Here is a 15,057-nt window from a genome sequence, read left to right as displayed (position 1 = left end):
CTGCTGCACTGGACCCGCCGCATGATCGAGATCCGCAAGCAGAACCCCGCCTTCGGCCTCGGCACCTACACCGAACTCCCCTCCTCCAACCCGGCGGTGATCGCGTTCCTGCGGGAGTACGAGGACGATCTGGTGCTCTGCGTGAACAACTTCTCCCGCTTCGCCCAGCCCACCGAGCTGGACCTGCGGGCGTTCAACGGGCGGCACCCGGTCGAGCTGTTCGGCGGGGTGCGCTTTCCGGCCATCGGTGAGCTGCCGTACTTGCTGACGCTCGGCGGGCACGGCTTCTACTGGTTCCGGCTCCGGAAGGACCAGATGTAGCGCCTCGGAGATCCCGGGGTGGGGCGTTTCTCCTGCCCCACCCGGGGCACGCATCAGTAGCACCCCGCCCAACCGGGGAAAGGAATGTGACACTATGGCGGAGACTGTCACACTTTCCAGCATGACGAGCCCTGGCCTGCTCGCGTCCCTGGATCCACTGCTCAGGGAGTGGCTGCCACGGCAGCGCTGGTTCGCGGGCAAAGGACGTCCGGTCACCGGATTCTCGCTGGTCGCGGCCACGGAGCTGCTGCCGTTCGACAGCAGGCTGGGCCTGTACCACCTGCTGGTGCGCGCCCACCAGCCGCTCACGGTCGGCGCCGAGGCCCACCCGGGTGACTGCTACCAGCTGCTGATAGGCGTGCGCGAGGCGCTGCCGCCCCGGCTGGCGCCCGCGCTGATCGGACATGTCGAGCAGGGCCCGCTGGCCGGACGCACGGTCTACGAGGCCCTCTACGACCCCCGGCCCGCCGAACTGCTCCTGGAGGCGCTGCGCTCCCAGGCCCGGATCGGCGGGCTCCGTTTCGAGCGGGAGCCCGGACGCGAGATCCGCACCGGGCTGGTCCCGCGCGTGGTGACCGCCGAGCAGTCCAACTCGTCGGTCATCTACGGAGATACGTTCATCCTCAAAGTGCTGCGCCGGGTCGTGCCCGGGGTCAACCCCGACCTGGAACTGCCGCTGGCGCTCGCCCGCGAGGGCTGTTCCCGGGTGCCCGCGCCGACGGCGTGGCTGCGGGCTGAGCTGCCGGAGGAACAGGAGCCGTACGTGCTCGGCGTCCTGCAGCCCTTCCTGCAGGGTGCGTCGGACGGCTGGGAGCTGGCGCTGCGTGAGCTGGCCAAGGGCGAGGACTTCGCCGCCGAGGCGCGGGCGCTCGGCCGCGCCACCGCCGAGGTGCACACCGCGCTGGCCCACGCGCTGCCGACGGTGACCCTGGGCCACACGCAGATGCGGCTGCTGGCCGACGGCATGATCGAGCGCCTGGAGGCGGCCGCGCAGGCGGTGCCCTCGCTGCGGCCGTACGCGCCCGCTCTGCACTCGGAGTTCACGGCGCTGGCCGATCTGGCCGCGGAGGGCCGGACCTGGACCGCGCAGCGCATCCACGGCGATCTGCACCTCGGCCAGTGCCTGCGCTCGCCGGCCGGCGAGTGGTGCCTGATCGACTTCGAGGGCGAGCCGTCCAAACCGCTGGCCGAGCGGCGGATGCCGCAGCCCACGGTGCGGGACATCGCGGGGATGCTGCGCTCCTTCGACTACGCGTCCCACTCCGCGCCCGCGCCGGCGCCGGACTGGGCCGACGCGTGCCGGGCCGCGTACTGCTCCGGGTATGCGGAGGTCAGCGGCGGCGACCCGCGCACCGACCCGGTGCTGCTCCGTGCCTTCGAGACGGACAAGGCGATCTACGAGGTCCTCTACGAGGCCCGTCACCGTCCCGACTGGCTTTCCGTACCGATGGCGGCGATCGAGCGTTACGCCATGACAGACCTGACCTGAACCTTGCCGAGGAGGCGCCGCCCGTGACCCCCCGCCCCACGCCCAGCGGTCCTGACCCGAAGAAGGCCGCGAAGGCCGCGGAGAAGGCGACCGAACCCGATAAGCCGGTCAAGAAGGCAGCCGCGAAGAAGGTCGCCAAGAAGGCGGCCACGAAGAAGGCGACGGCCGAGAAGGAGACGACCAAGAAGGCGAGCGCACAGAAGGCGAGCGCGACGAAGCCGGCCACGGCGAAGAAGACGGCGGAGAAGGTGGCCGCGAAGAAGGTGGCCGCGAAGAAGGTGGCCGCGAAGAAGGTGGCCGCGAAGAAGGTGGCCGCGAAGAAGGTCGCTGCGACGACGACCGCCGTCGGGAAGGCCGCCGCGAAGAAGGCCGCGGCGAAGAAGAGCACTCCGACCAGGAGCACCCCGACGAAGAGCACCGCGAAGAAAGCGGCCGCCAAGAAGATCGCTGCGAAGACGTCCACCGCCGGGACGGCCCCGGCGAAGAAGGCGGCCGCGAACAAGGCCACCATGACGAAGGCCGCGGCGAAGAAGAGCTCCACGGCGAAGGCGCCGGCCGGGGCACCGGCCGAGAAGGTCTCGCCCAGGAGGACCACGGTCAGGAAGACCACGGTCGCCGCCGGGAAGGTCACCGTTCCGACCCCGGCCGAACCGCCGGAGGCCCCCGCGCCGGTCTCCCCCGCCCTGGAGGCCGGTGACCGTGAGCGGCTGCTCGCCGGGACCCATCACGATCCGCACACGGTGCTGGGCGCCCACAAGGTGCCCGGCGGAGTCGCGTTCCGGGCGTTCAGGCCGTACGCACTGTCCGTGACCGTCCTCGCCGGGGACGAGCGGGCGGAGCTGCACGACGACGGGGACGGGTTCTTCTCCGGCCTGCTGCAGCCGGCCGAGGTCCCGCAGGAATACCGGCTCCTCATGACGTACGAGGGCTCGGACCGGGAGGCGGAGGACGCCTACCGCTTCCTGCCGACCCTGGGCGAGCTCGACCTGCACCTGATCGGCGAGGGCCGGCACGAGGAACTGTGGAAGGTGCTCGGCGCGCACCCGATGACGCACCAGGGCGTGACCGGCACCCGCTTCTCGGTGTGGGCGCCGAACGCGCGCGGCGTGCACGTGGCCGGCACCTTCAACTTCTGGGACGGCACCGGCTATCCGATGCGCTCGCTCGGCTCCTCCGGTGTCTGGGAGCTGTTCGTGCCCGAGATCGGCGAGGGCGAGCTGTACAAGTTCGAGATCACCCGCCCCGACGGCTCGAAGACCCTGCGCGCGGACCCGCTGGCCCGCCGCACGGAGGCCCCGCCGAACACGTCGTCCGTCGTCACCGCCTCCCACCATGAGTGGCAGGACGCGCCCTGGATCGAGCAGCGTGGCCAACGGCCCGCCCACGAGGCGCCGTTCTCGGTCTACGAGGTCCATCTGCCCTCCTGGCGCCCGGGACTGACGTATCGTCAACTGGCGGATCAGCTGCCGTCGTACGTGAAGGACCTCGGCTTCACCCATGTCGAGCTGATGCCCGTCGCCGAGCACCCCTTCGGCGGTTCCTGGGGCTACCAGGTCACCGGCTTCTACGCCCCGACTGCCCGGCTCGGCACCCCCGACGACTTCAAGTACCTGGTCGACGCGCTGCACCAGGCGGGCATCGGTGTCCTGATGGACTGGGTGCCCGCGCACTTCCCGCGCGACGACTGGGCGCTGGCCGAGTTCGACGGCCGCCCCCTGTACGAGCACGAGGACCCGCTGCGGTCCGCGCACCCCGACTGGGGGACGCTGGAGTTCGACTACGGCCGTCGCGAGGTGCGCAACTTCCTGGTGGCGAACGCCATTTACTGGTGCCGCGAGTTCCACATCGACGGTCTGCGCGTCGACGCGGTCGCCTCCATGCTCTACCTCGACTACTCGCGCGAACCGGGTCAGTGGGTGCCGAACGAGCACGGCGGCCGGGAGAACCTGGACGCGGTGGCGTTCCTGCAGGAGATGAACGCGACGGTGTACCGGCAGGTGCCGGGTGTGGTCACGATCGCCGAGGAGTCCACGGCCTGGGACGGCGTCACCCGGGCCACCCACCACCGGGGACCGGGCGGCTTCGGGGGGCTCGGTTTCGGCCTGAAGTGGAACATGGGCTGGATGCACGACTCGCTCGACTACATGAGCCACGAGCCGGTGCACCGCAAGTACCACCACAACGAGATGACGTTCTCGATGGTGTACGCGTACAGCGAGAACTACGTCCTGCCCATCTCGCACGACGAGGTGGTGCACGGCAAACGGTCACTGGTGTCGAAGATGCCCGGCGACTGGTGGCAGCAGCGGGCCAACCTCCGTGCCTATCTGGCCTTCATGTGGGCTCATCCGGGCAAGCAACTCCTCTTCATGGGGCAGGAGTTCGCCCAGGGTGCGGAGTGGTCGGAGGCCCACGGCCCGGACTGGTGGCTGCTCGACCCGGCCTACGGCGCCGAGGCCGACCACCGCGGGGTGCGCGACATGGTGCGCGACCTCAACACCGTCTACCGGCACACCCCCGCGCTGTGGCAGCGGGACATCGACCCGGCCGGCTTCCAGTGGATCGTCGGCGACGCCGCCGAGGACAACGTCTTCGCGTTCCTCAGGCTCGACGCCGACGGGGCCCCCCTGCTGTCGGTCTCCAACCTCTCCCCCGTCGTCCGCAGCGACTACCGCCTCGGCGTCCCCGACGACGTCCAGGCCTGGCACGAGACCCTCAACACCGACCTCGCCCGGTACGGCGGCGGGGACGTCACCAACCCCGACATCGTCAAGCCGGAGCCCCAGGGCTGGCACGGCCGCCCGGCCAGCATCACCCTGACCCTGCCGCCGCTCGCGACGGTCTGGCTGCGGCCGGCCTAGCCTCCCGCGAACGCCGGCCGGGCACCTTTCAGCCCGGCCGGCGTTCGAGGACGAGGCCGTTCAGGCCGATCGGGGGTCCAGGGGCGGAGCCCCCTGGGCAGGCAACAAGCACCGGTCAGCCGAACGCCTCCGCCAAGGACCGCGGCAGCGCACGGCTGTGCACCACCCCGAGCCGCTGCGTGGCCCGGGTGAGCGCCACGTAGAGATCGCTCGTGCCGTACAGCCCCGGCTCCACCACCAGCACCGAGTCGAACTCCAGCCCCTTCGACTGCCGCGGGTCCAGGAGTACGACGGTGCGCGTCAGGTCGGGCTCCGCCCCCGCCGTCACCCCGTCCAGCCGTGCGGCCAGCCGCCGGTGCAGATGCCGCGGCGCGATGACCGCCAGCCGCCCTTCCTCGGGCGTCAGCTCCTCCACCGCCTTGGCCACCGCGCCGGCCAGATCGTCGGTGGCGCGCGCCCAGGGCCGGACGCCGGTGGACCGCACCGAGCTCGGGGGCGCGAAGTCCGGCTGCTCGGCCCGCACCACCGCCGCCGCGACCTCCATGATCTCGGCCGGGGTGCGGTAGTTGACGCCGAGCCGGGTGTGCTCGAAGCGGTCCTCCACGTACGGGGCGAGGACCTCCGCCCAGGAGCCGACGCCCGCCGCCTCCGCGGTCTGCGCCGGGTCCCCGACCAGGGTCATCGAGCGGGTCGGGCTGCGCCGCATCAGCAGCCGCCACGCCATCGGCGACAGCTCCTGCGCCTCGTCGACGATGATGTGCCCGAACGCCCAGGTCCGGTCGGCCGCCGCGCGCTCGGCGGCGCTGCGGTGGTCGTCCTCCTCCTGCCGCTCGGCGAACCGCTCGGCGTCGATGATGTCGTGCGCGGACAGGACCTCGGAGTCCTCCTCGTCCTTGTCCTCGAACTCGTAGGTGCGCGAGGCGAACGAGACGTCCAGCACGCCCTGCGCGTAGGCGATCTGCGTCTCGCGCTCCCGATCCGCCAGCGCCCGCCGCAACCGGTCGTCCTCACCGAGCAGTTCGGCGGCCTCGTCCAGCAGCGGCACGTCCGACACCGTCCACTCCCGGGTCACCGGGCGCCGCACGGCGGCCGCGTCCTCGTCGGGGAGGTAGCCCACCGGGTCGGCGAGGAAGTCCGCGACCAGGCGCTGCGGGGTCAGCCGCGGCCACAACTGGTCGATGGCCGCCCACACTTCGGGGTTCTCGGCGATCTCGTCGCGGATCTGGGTGATGTCGGCCGGGTCGAGCAGGCTGCCGCCGTCGTACGGGTCGGTGCCGACGCGCTCGGCGTAGAGCTCGGTGAGGGTGTTGAGGATGTGGCCCTCGAAGTGCTCGCGGGCCGCGTTGTGCGGCAGCCGCGCGGCCCGGGTGCGCTCGCGGGCGACCTTCACCAGGCCGTCGTCGAGCATCAGGATCTCGCGGTCGTGCTCGATCGCGATGACCGGGTCGGGCAACGCCTGCCAGTCGGCCACGGCCTCGGCGAGCACCTCCGCCATGCCGGCGCGGCCCTTCACCGCGGCCGCCGCGCGGGTGTCGCTCGCGGTCGCCTTCACACCGGGGAACAGCTCCCCGACGGTCGCGAGCAGCACGCCCGTCTCACCGAGTGAGGGCAGCACCTCGCCGATGTAGCCGAGGAAGGCGGGGTTGGGCCCGACGATGAGGACGGCACGCTTGGCGAGCAACTCCCGGTGCTCGTACAGCAGATACGCGGCCCGGTGCAGCGCGACCGCCGTCTTGCCCGTGCCCGGGCCGCCCTCGACCACCAGCACACCGCGGTGCGGCGCCCGGATGATCTCGTCCTGCTCGGCCTGGATGGTCTGCACGATGTCGTGCATACGGCCGGTGCGCGCGGCGTCGAGCGCGGCGAGCAGTACGGCGTCCCCGCTCGGGTCCTCGTGCCCGGTCCGCTCCCGGTCCCCGAGGTCGAGGATCTCGTCGTGCAGGGCGGTGACCGTGCGGCCCTCGGTGGTGATGTGCCGGCGCCTGCGCAGGCCCATCGGGGTGTGGCCGGTTGCCAGGTAGAAGGGGCGGGCGACGTTCGCACGCCAGTCGATCAGGATCGGGGTGCGCTCGGCGTCGTCCGTACGCAGTCCGATGCGGCCGATGTGGTGGGTCTGCGCCGAGGTGAGGTCGATCCGGCCGAAGCAGAGGGAGCCGTCCACCGCGTTCAGCGCCGCGAGCAGACCCGAGCGCTCGGCGACGAGGATGTCCCGCTCCAGCCGGGCCTGCATGGGCGTGTTGCCCTGCCCGAGCGCGTCCGTGACGCCCGCTTCGGTGTCACCGCGCAGGGCGTCCACGCGTGCGTACAACCCGTCGATGAATTCCTGCTCGCCTTGCATTTCATCGTCTGGATAATCGGTGTTTGACAATTCCGCTCCCGCCCGGATATACTGCGTTCAGTGAACTTCTTCGCGACCCGATCCCCTGAAGTCGCGAATCATTGAATATACGCAAAGAAATCCCCCGAGCGCAATTGCTCGGGGGATTTCTTTATGCCGGAACAGGTCAGAGGACGTCCGCCAGCTCCTCCAGCAGCCGCCTCTTGGGCCGGGCTCCCACCATCGACCGCACGGGCTCACCGGCGCGGAAGACCATGAACGTCGGCATCGACAGCACCTTGTAGGCATTCGTGGTCGTCGGATTGCTGTCCACGTTCAACTGCACCACCTTGAGCCGATCGGCCTCCTCGGTGGCGAGGGCACGCAGGACCGGCCCCATCTGCCGGCACGGCGGGCACCAGTCCGCCGTGAACTCCACCAGCACCGGCAGATCGGAGCGGAGCACCTCCGCCGTGAAATCCTCGTCCGTCACGTCGATCACAGTTCCTGCCCTCCCATTTCGCACAACGGTGGCTCGTCGGCCGAGGCCAGCCGCACGGCGATCGTCGCCCGCACGGCCGTGAGCTCGCCGATCAGCGCGTCGAGCTCGTTCAGCTTGCGGCGGTAGACCGCGAGCGACGCCGGGCAGGCGTCGCCTTTCGGGTGACCGGCTCGCAGGCATTCCACGAACGGCCGCGTCTCCTCCAGGTCGAACCCGAAGTCCTGGAGCGTCCTGATCTGCCGCAGCAGCTTCAGGTCGCTCTCGTCGTAGGTGCGGTACCCGTTCGTGCCGCGCCGCGCGGGCAGCAGCCCGCGCGACTCGTAGTACCTGAGCGTCCGCGTCGTGGTCCCGGCCCGTGCGGCCAGCTCGCCGATTCGCATGTCCTCGACCGTAATCCTTGACGCCGACGTCAGGGCAACGGCTTCTTCGCCGGTACGGCCTGTTCGTCAGTACGGCGACGGGCCGGGGCGCGGGCCCAGCAGCCACTCCCCCGAGGGCGGGCCCCCGTACACCTCCGTGTCGTCCTCGTCGCCCTCCTCGGGCCAGTCGTCGTCCTCGGTCTCCTCGCCCGTCCGCACCCCGAGCAGCCGCCGGGTCAGCCGGTCGCGGTCCGAGAGGAGCTCGTCGAGGGCCTCGCGGACGTCCGTCGCCTCGGTGCGCGGCGACTCGCGCTCCGCCGCGATCAGCACGGCCCGGCGGACCAGCTCCTTGGTGAAGGAGGCGGTCGTGCCCTCCGTGCGGGCCACGACCTCCTCGGCGACGTCCTGGCCGAGGCCGAGCCCCGCGCCGTAGAGGGCGAGCAGGGCGGCGCGGCCGTCCGCGTCCGGCAGCGGGATCTCCACGGCGAGGTCGACGCGGCCGGGGCGCTGGACGAGGGCCGGCTCCAGCAGGTCGGCGCGGTTGGTGGTGAGCAGGAAGGCGACGTCGGCGTCGTCGCCGAGGCCGTCCATCTCGTTCAGCACCTGGAAGAGCAGGGGCTGTTCGCCGGCGCCGTGGTCGCGGGCCTCGGCGATCAGGTCGCAGTCCTCGAGCACGACGAGCGCGGGCTGGAGCATCCGGGCCAGGGCGCAGGCGGGGCCGATCGCGTCGATGCTCTCGCCGGACACGATCACCACCGTGAACTGCGGGAGGTGGGAGAGGAGATAGCGGATCGTGTGGGTCTTGCCGGTGCCGGGAGGACCGTAGAGGAGCAGTCCCCGGCGCAGGTGCTGGCCCGCGGCGCGCAGCTGCTCGCGGCGGCGTGCCACGCCCACGACCTGCCGTTCGACGCGCTCCAGGAGCCCGGCGGGCAGCACGATGTCCGCGCGGGCCAGACCGGGGCGGCGGTGGAAGCGGAACGGGCCGAGGCCGTGGCCGAACTGGGAGCCCTCGAAGGAGAGCACCTGGCCGCGGAAGATGCTGTGCTCGCGGACGAGGGCGTCGACCTCGGCGAGCAGGCGGTCGGCGAACTCCTTGTCGCCGGCCAGGACTTCGAGCTCGACCTTGTTGCGTCCGTACTCGTCCTGCGGGCCGCGCAGCAGGATCGCGAAGCGTTCGCCGCCCGCGGCGCCGAGGTAGAACCCGCAGGAGACGCAGGCCAGTTCCTCGTCGGGCGAGACGGGCAGATGGGCGTAGTCGACGGCGCCGATCACGAAGCGGTCGTAGCGGTCGGCGGCCTCGATGATGTCGCCGAGGGTGAGCTCGCCGTGGTGCTGGGCGCCGCGCATGCCGATCAGCTCGAAGGAACGGCCGTCCGCGGCGAACCAGCGCTCCAGGGCGAGATGGACGTTGGGCAGGTCGTACGGCGCGTACGCCGCCTTGACCACCGGGCGGTCCGTCGGCGCCGAGCCGAGGTGCTCGCGCAGCCGCTTCGCGAGGTCGCGGCGGCCGTCCTCCTCTGCGCGCCCGGGCCGGGCGACGGCGATGAGGAACTCGTGGAAGAGCTCACTGACCCGCTCCAGCGGCAGCGGCGAGGGCTCGCGCTCCGCGCCGTACCTGCGCCGGTACTCGTCCGAGCTGAGGAGCTGCACCTCGTCGGGTTCCCCCATGTACGCCTCCTGCGTTCGGCCGTCGGCCCCCGAGCCTGTCCAGCCTGGGCCCCAACGGGTGCGGCGGTCAAAGCATTTGGGGCAAGAGCGGCAAAAGGAGTGAGGGTGCCGTGGGCCTGAACGGCCCACGGGCGACCGCGGGGTCCGGCTAGCCGGCTCCCGCCGGGACCCCCGCCGACACCTCGACCTCCAGCAGGGACGCGCTCTCGCGTTCCTCCTCGAAGGCCCGGCGGCCGCCGCGCAGGCCGAACAGGCGCTTGGCGAGGGCGATGTAGAGCACCGCGAGGACGTTGAGGACCAGGGTCGCGATCTTCAACCAGCTGATGTGCTCGGTGAGTTCGTAGATCTCCAGCGGGAGGAACGCGGCGGTGGCGACCACCGTGAGGTACTCCGCCCAGCGCTTGGCGTACCAGAGGCCGACCGCCTCGACGAGTTCGATCAGGGCGTAGGCGAGCAGCAGTGCGGCGACCAGCAGCAGGGTGTCGTGCTTGTAGCCGAAGGTCTTCTGGATGGTGCCGACGACCGGCGAGTGATCGAGGTCGTAGTGGAAGTGCCGGAAGACCGGCCGGAAGACGTCGAGGTACTCGTCGAAGAGCCTGCGGACCGAGTCCTGACTGTTGCTGAACTTCCACACCGCGAGCGCGACCAGCACGATGAACACGCCGCGCACGGCCCGTTCGATCGCCAGGAAGCGCAGGATGAACAGGTCGCGCAGCACCTTGCCGCGCGGCACGAGGGGCGCGTGGTCCGCCGGCCCCGAACCGTGGGGCTCGCCGAGCACGAAGTCGCCGCAGCGCAGACAGCGCCAGACCTCCCCGAGCGCGGTCTCGGCGTGCAGGCGCACACGCAGGCGCGGATCGTCCGGCGCATAGGTCACGTGGCCCTTGCGCGCACACGTACGCCGGTCCCAGTCGATCTTCATTCCCCCGTGCCTCCAACGAATGTGGTGCGTAAGTAAGTACCGGACCGGCGGCGCACGCTAGTGGACGACGGTAAGAGATCGGTGAGAGTCCGGTCCCGCAGGACCGGCCCTCGACCGGCTCTCGCACGACAAGGCCGAGCGGCCGGGTCCACGGGGGGAGAACCCGACCGCTCGGCCTTTGTCGGCCGGGCGACCGCATCGACGGAAACCGGTGGAAACCGACGGGGGAGTGATCGGCCGTCCGGAGCCTGGCTCAGGCCTTCGCGAGTTCCTTCTCGCCGCCCTGCTCGGGCACCTCGGCCTGCGGCTGCGCGTCCTCGTCCAGGAGCGTCGTCTCGTCGAAGGGCAGGTCACCGCCGAGGACCTGGTGGACGCGGTCGGTGTCGATCTCCTTGGTCCAGGTGCCGATGAGGACGGTGGCGACGGCGTTGCCCGCGAAGTTGGTCAGGGCGCGCGCCTCGCTCATGAAGCGGTCGATGCCGACGATCAGGCCGACACCGTCCACCAGTGCGGGCTTGTGCGACTGGAGACCACCGGCCAGCGTCGCGAGACCGGCGCCGCTGACGCCCGCCGCGCCCTTGGAGGCCAGCAGCAGGAAGAGCAGCAGCGGGATCTGCTCACCGATGGACATCGGCGTGCCCAGGGCGTCCGCGATGTAGAGCGACGCCATGGTCATGTAGATCATCGTGCCGTCGAGGTTGAAGGAGTAGCCGGTCGGGACGGTGATGCCGACCACCGGCTTGCTGACGCCCAGGTGCTCCATCTTCGCGATCAGCCGCGGCAGCGCGGACTCGGACGAGGAGGTGGAAAGGATCAGCAGGAACTCCCGGGCCAGGTACTTGAACAGGGAGAAGATGTTCAGTCCCGCGATGACCCGCAGCAGCGTGCCGAGCACGATGACGACGAACAGGAAACAGGTGACGTAGAAGCCGAGCATCAGGATGGCGAGGCTCTTCAGCGCATCGAGACCGGCGGAGCCGACCACCGCCGCGATGGCACCGAAGGCACCGATCGGGGCCGCCCACATGACCATGGCGAGGATGCGGAAGACGAGCCGCTGGATGTGCTCGATGCCGCGCAGGACGGGCTGGCCCATGGACCCCATGGACTGCAGCGCGAAGCCGGTGAGCAGCGCGACCAGCAGGGTCTGCAGCACCTGCTCCTGGGTGAAGGCCGAGACGAAGGTCACCGGGATGATGGACAGCACGAACTCGACCGGCGGCAGCGCCTCTCCGTCCACCTGGTCGTGCCCGGTGGCCTTGAGCGCATTGGTGATGTGCAGGCCGTCGCCCGGGTGCAGGATGTTGCCGACGACGAGGCCGATGGCCAGGGCGACCAGCGACATCACCACGAAGTAGCCGAGCGCGATACCGCCGACGGCACCGACCTTCGCGGCCTTGCGCACGGAGCCGATGCCGAGCACGATCGTGCAGAAGATGATGGGGGAGATCATCATCTTGATCAGGTTCACGAAGCCGGTACCGAGCGGCTTGAGCTCGACGCCCGCGTCCGGCCAGATCAGGCCCACCGCGATACCGAGCGCCACGGCGACGATGACGGCGATGTAGAGATAGTGCGTGCGGTCCCGTTTCCGAGCGGGTGCGGCAGGTGCCGTCCCGGGGGTTCTGGCGGCCACGGATGCCCTCCTTGACGTCTTCGTCGGCATCACCGGTGTGCGGCTCACGACCGGGGGGATGGGGATGGGGGTGCGGTTCTCGGTGGGAAGCGGTGGCCGGAACCGTATGGCCCGCCTCCATCGCTTCACCGATGCGGTGACTATCTCCCGCCGTGTGAGGGCGGTCACCCTTCCGTTCATTTAGTTCACGATTGACGTGCGGGGCACACTGACGGCATGCGCATCACCGTCCCGAGACCGCGGAGCCTGGCCGGCCAGCTGTTCGCCATGCAGGCCGTGCTGATAGCGGTGCTCGTGGCCGGATATGCACTGTTCAGCTACTTCAGCGACCGGGGGCAGGCCGAGGACGCGGCGGCCCGCCAGGCGATGGCGGTGTCCCGCTCGATCGCGGACGCCCCCTCCGTGGTGGCCGCGATCCGGACGCCGGACCCCACCGCCGAGCTCCAGCCGTACGCGCTGAAGGTGATGCGGGACGCGGACGTCGACTTCGTCACGATCATGAACACCAAGGGCATCCGCTGGACGCACCCGACCGAGAACCAGATCGGCAAGCACTTCCGCGGCAACATCGCGCCCGCGCTGCGCGGCACGGGCTTCACCGAGACCTACACCGGCACGCTCGGCGCGTCGGTGCGTGCCGTGGTGCCCGTCTACGACGAGCACCGGCACATCGTCGGGCTGGTCAGCGCGGGCATCAAGGTCAAGGCGATCAGCAGGCAGGTGCAGGGGCAGGTGTCCGCGCTGGTCGGCGTGGCGGGCTGCGCGCTCGCGCTGGGCGCGATCGGGACGTACGTCGTCAACGCCCGGCTGCGCCGCCACACCCACGGCATGAACGCGGGCGAGCTCAGCCGTATGCACGACTACCACCAGGCCGCGCTGCACGCCGTACGCGAGGGGCTGCTGATGCTCGACGGCCAGTACCGTGTGGCGCTGATCAACGACGGGGCGCGGGAGCTGCTCGGGGTGCCGTCCGGGGAGGGCGTGGTGGGAAGGTCGGTCGCGGAACTGGGTCTGCCTGCGCCGCTGACGGGGGCGCTGCTGGCCTCCGAGCCGCGCGTGGACGAGGTGCACATGTCGGCCGAGCGGGTGCTGGTGGTGAACACCTCGCCGGTGTCGGGCGGGGAGCGCCGGGGCTCGGTGGTGACACTGCGGGATGTGACCGAACTGCAGTCGCTGACGGGCGAGTTGGACTCGGAGCGGGGCTTCACGCAGGCGCTGCGCTCGCAGGCGCACGAGGCGGCGAACCGGCTCCACACGGTGGTCTCCCTCATCGAGCTGGGCCGGGCGGCCGAGGCGGTGGACTTCGCGACGGCCGAACTGGAGCTGGCCCAGGCGCTGACCGACCAGGTGGTGGCGGCGGTGAGCGAACCGGTGCTGGCGGCGCTGCTGCTGGGCAAGACGGCCCAGGCCAACGAGCGGGGCGTGGAGCTGGTGGTGTCGCAGGACAGCCGCCTCGACGACGGACTGCTCCCGGCGAGCCTGCCGGCCCGGGACCTGGTGACGATCCTCGGCAACCTGATCGACAACGCGGTGGACGCGGCGCAGGGCAGCGTCGGCGCGCGGGTGACGGTGACGGCGTACGCGGAGGCCGGCGAGCTGGTGATCCGGGTCGCGGACACCGGCGCGGGAGTGGACCCGGCCCATGCCGAGCTGGTGTTCCAGCGGGGGTTCTCGACGAAGCCGGCCGGCCCAGGCGGCCGCGGCCTCGGCCTGGCCCTGGTCCGCCAGGCGGTCACCCGCCACGAGGGCACCCTGACGGTGACGGAGGCCCGGGAAGGCGGCGCGGTCTTCGAGGCCCGCCTCCCTCTGCCCACCACCGAGCGCACCCCGGCGACCCCCGCCCCGGCAAGGGGTGAAGCATGACCACCGAGCACCCCCTCCGCGCCCCCGCCCCGAACGACGACCCGCCGCCCCCCGGCACGCCCACCACACTCGCCGTCCGACAGCCCCTGGCCGCCAACCCACGGCCCACCACGCCGGCCGCCCAGGCGAGAGGTGCCGCATGACCACCGCACAGCACCTCCGCGCCCCCGCCCCGAACGACGACCCGCCGCCCCCCGGCACGCCCACCACACTCGCCGTCCGCAAGCCCCTGCCCGCCAACCCACGGCCCACCACGCCGGCCGTCCAGGCGAGAGCAACCCCCTCCTTCGCAAGGGGTGAAGCATGACCACCGCACGCCCCGCCCCGCCGGCTGCCGCTACCCCGGCAACCACCCCCGCCCCCGCAAGAGGTGCCGCATGACCGCCGAGCAGCCCATTCGCGTTCTCGTCGTGGAGGACGACCCCGTGGCCGCCGATGCGCATGTGATGTACGTCGGACGGGTGCCGGGGTTCGTGGCGGTGGGCAAGGCGCACACCGGGGCCGAGGCGCGGCGGCTGATGGAGCGTACGGCGGTGGATCTGCTGCTGCTGGATCTGCATCTGCCGGACGTGCACGGGCTCCAGTTCGCGCGGTCGCTGCGGGCGGCCGGGCATCAGGTGGACGTGATAGCGGTGACCTCGGCGCGCGATCTGGCCGTGGTGCGCGAGGGCGTGTCGCTGGGCGTCGTGCAGTACGTGCTGAAGCCGTTCACCTTCGCGACCCTGCGCGACCGGCTGGTGCGGTACGCGGAGTTCCACGGCGCGGTCGGCGAGGCCAGCGGCCAGGACGAGGTCGACCGGGCCCTGGCCACCCTGCGCGCGCCGTCCCCCGCGGCGCTGCCCAAGGGCCTCAGCGCGCCGACCCTGGAGCGGGTGTCGGTGGCGCTGCGGGACTGCGCGGAGGGGCTGACCGCCACCGGCCTGGCCGAGTCGGTGGGGATCTCCCGGATCACCGCCCGGCGCTATCTGGAGCACCTGGTGGACGCGGGCCGGGCGGCCCGCAACCCGCAGTACGGGACCGTGGGACGGCCCGAGTTGCAGTACCGGTGGGTGAAGGAGGAGCGAGGAGAGACGGATCGTGCGCGATAGATCGCCGCACGGTCATTGACCTGACTAGACC

At 71.2% G+C, this 15,057-nt stretch carries 13 protein-coding genes; 7 read left to right on the top strand and 6 right to left on the bottom strand.

The window, feature by feature from the left end; translation table 11 throughout:
• The 3 genes from ACGFYN_RS36310 to glgB all read left to right on the top strand — a co-directional run.
• Positions 1 to 321, top strand: a 321-nt coding sequence (locus ACGFYN_RS36310; protein ID WP_393870211.1) for an alpha-glucosidase C-terminal domain-containing protein, incomplete at its 5' end; no start/stop codon positions are given.
• A gap of 94 nt (positions 322 to 415) precedes the next feature.
• Entirely contained in the window at positions 416 to 1,810 is a 1,395-nt protein-coding gene (locus tag ACGFYN_RS36305) for a phosphotransferase (RefSeq protein ID WP_393870210.1), read from the top strand.
• A gap of 23 nt (positions 1,811 to 1,833) precedes the next feature.
• Entirely contained in the window at positions 1,834 to 4,671 is a 2,838-nt protein-coding gene (glgB, locus tag ACGFYN_RS36300) for a 1,4-alpha-glucan branching enzyme (protein WP_393870209.1), read from the top strand.
• 115 nt (positions 4,672 to 4,786) lie between these two features.
• On the opposite strand, the gene ACGFYN_RS36295 is transcribed toward glgB, so the two are convergent.
• From ACGFYN_RS36295 to ACGFYN_RS36270, 6 genes are all read right to left on the bottom strand, one after another.
• Positions 4,787 to 7,009, bottom strand: a complete 2,223-nt coding sequence (locus ACGFYN_RS36295; RefSeq protein ID WP_393870208.1) for a HelD family protein — start codon at positions 7,007 to 7,009, stop codon at positions 4,787 to 4,789.
• A 166-nt stretch (positions 7,010 to 7,175) separates the two neighbouring features.
• Positions 7,176 to 7,490: a thioredoxin gene (gene trxA / locus ACGFYN_RS36290; protein WP_393870207.1), complete on the bottom strand. Its 315-nt coding sequence runs from the start codon at positions 7,488 to 7,490 to the stop codon at positions 7,176 to 7,178.
• Positions 7,487 to 7,870 carry a MerR family transcriptional regulator gene (locus tag ACGFYN_RS36285; protein WP_393870206.1) on the bottom strand — a complete coding sequence of 128 codons (384 nt, stop codon included), beginning with the start codon at positions 7,868 to 7,870 and terminating at the stop codon, positions 7,487 to 7,489. The genes trxA and ACGFYN_RS36285 overlap by 4 nt, the downstream gene beginning before the upstream one ends.
• A gap of 66 nt (positions 7,871 to 7,936) precedes the next feature.
• Positions 7,937 to 9,517, bottom strand: a complete 1,581-nt coding sequence (locus ACGFYN_RS36280) for an AAA family ATPase (RefSeq protein ID WP_393870205.1) — start codon at positions 9,515 to 9,517, stop codon at positions 7,937 to 7,939.
• Between the two features lie 148 nt (positions 9,518 to 9,665).
• Positions 9,666 to 10,439: a DUF2127 domain-containing protein gene (locus ACGFYN_RS36275; RefSeq protein ID WP_393870204.1), complete on the bottom strand. Its 774-nt coding sequence runs from the start codon at positions 10,437 to 10,439 to the stop codon at positions 9,666 to 9,668.
• A 253-nt stretch (positions 10,440 to 10,692) separates the two neighbouring features.
• Positions 10,693 to 12,075, bottom strand: a complete 1,383-nt coding sequence (locus ACGFYN_RS36270) for a cation:dicarboxylate symporter family transporter (protein WP_393870203.1) — start codon at positions 12,073 to 12,075, stop codon at positions 10,693 to 10,695.
• A 216-nt stretch (positions 12,076 to 12,291) separates the two neighbouring features.
• Between ACGFYN_RS36270 and ACGFYN_RS36265 the strand changes: the two genes are divergently transcribed.
• The 4 genes from ACGFYN_RS36265 to ACGFYN_RS36250 all read left to right on the top strand — a co-directional run bounded on the left by ACGFYN_RS36265 (position 12,292) and on the right by ACGFYN_RS36250 (position 15,026).
• Positions 12,292 to 13,938 (top strand): ATP-binding protein, encoded by a 1,647-nt coding sequence (locus ACGFYN_RS36265; protein WP_393870202.1) that lies wholly within the window; start codon positions 12,292 to 12,294, stop codon positions 13,936 to 13,938.
• On the top strand, positions 13,935 to 14,081 hold the full coding sequence (locus tag ACGFYN_RS36260) for a hypothetical protein (protein WP_393870201.1): 147 nt from the start codon (positions 13,935 to 13,937) through the stop codon (positions 14,079 to 14,081). The genes ACGFYN_RS36265 and ACGFYN_RS36260 overlap by 4 nt, the downstream gene beginning before the upstream one ends.
• The gene (locus ACGFYN_RS36255) at positions 14,078 to 14,245 is read left to right on the top strand and encodes a hypothetical protein (protein ID WP_393870200.1); all 168 of its coding nucleotides are present in this window, start codon (positions 14,078 to 14,080) and stop codon (positions 14,243 to 14,245) included. Before ACGFYN_RS36260 ends, ACGFYN_RS36255 begins: the two co-directional genes overlap by 4 nt.
• A gap of 70 nt (positions 14,246 to 14,315) precedes the next feature.
• On the top strand, positions 14,316 to 15,026 hold the full coding sequence (locus ACGFYN_RS36250; protein ID WP_393870199.1) for a response regulator: 711 nt from the start codon (positions 14,316 to 14,318) through the stop codon (positions 15,024 to 15,026).
• Positions 15,027 to 15,057: the final 31 nt, after the last annotated feature.

Source organism: Streptomyces sp. NPDC048419, from assembly GCF_043200415.1.
In the GTDB taxonomy this organism is placed as follows: domain Bacteria; phylum Actinomycetota; class Actinomycetes; order Streptomycetales; family Streptomycetaceae; genus Streptomyces.
The sequence above is the reverse complement of the archived record's forward strand: the minus strand, read 5'-3'. Positions and strand labels throughout refer to the sequence as shown.

Coding starts and splice junctions, on each gene's coding strand:
- ACGFYN_RS36275 (WP_393870204.1), bottom strand. CDS start 10,439: ATGAAGATCGACTGGGACCGGCGTACGTGTGCGCGCAAGGGCCACGTG.
- ACGFYN_RS36305 (WP_393870210.1), top strand. CDS start 416: ATGGCGGAGACTGTCACACTTTCCAGCATGACGAGCCCTGGCCTGCTC.
- ACGFYN_RS36260 (WP_393870201.1), top strand. CDS start 13,935: ATGACCACCGAGCACCCCCTCCGCGCCCCCGCCCCGAACGACGACCCG.
- ACGFYN_RS36255 (WP_393870200.1), top strand. CDS start 14,078: ATGACCACCGCACAGCACCTCCGCGCCCCCGCCCCGAACGACGACCCG.
- ACGFYN_RS36285 (WP_393870206.1), bottom strand. CDS start 7,870: ATGCGAATCGGCGAGCTGGCCGCACGGGCCGGGACCACGACGCGGACG.
- ACGFYN_RS36280 (WP_393870205.1), bottom strand. CDS start 9,517: ATGGGGGAACCCGACGAGGTGCAGCTCCTCAGCTCGGACGAGTACCGG.
- ACGFYN_RS36265 (WP_393870202.1), top strand. CDS start 12,292: ATGCGCATCACCGTCCCGAGACCGCGGAGCCTGGCCGGCCAGCTGTTC.
- ACGFYN_RS36250 (WP_393870199.1), top strand. CDS start 14,316: ATGACCGCCGAGCAGCCCATTCGCGTTCTCGTCGTGGAGGACGACCCC.
- ACGFYN_RS36295 (WP_393870208.1), bottom strand. CDS start 7,009: ATGCAAGGCGAGCAGGAATTCATCGACGGGTTGTACGCACGCGTGGAC.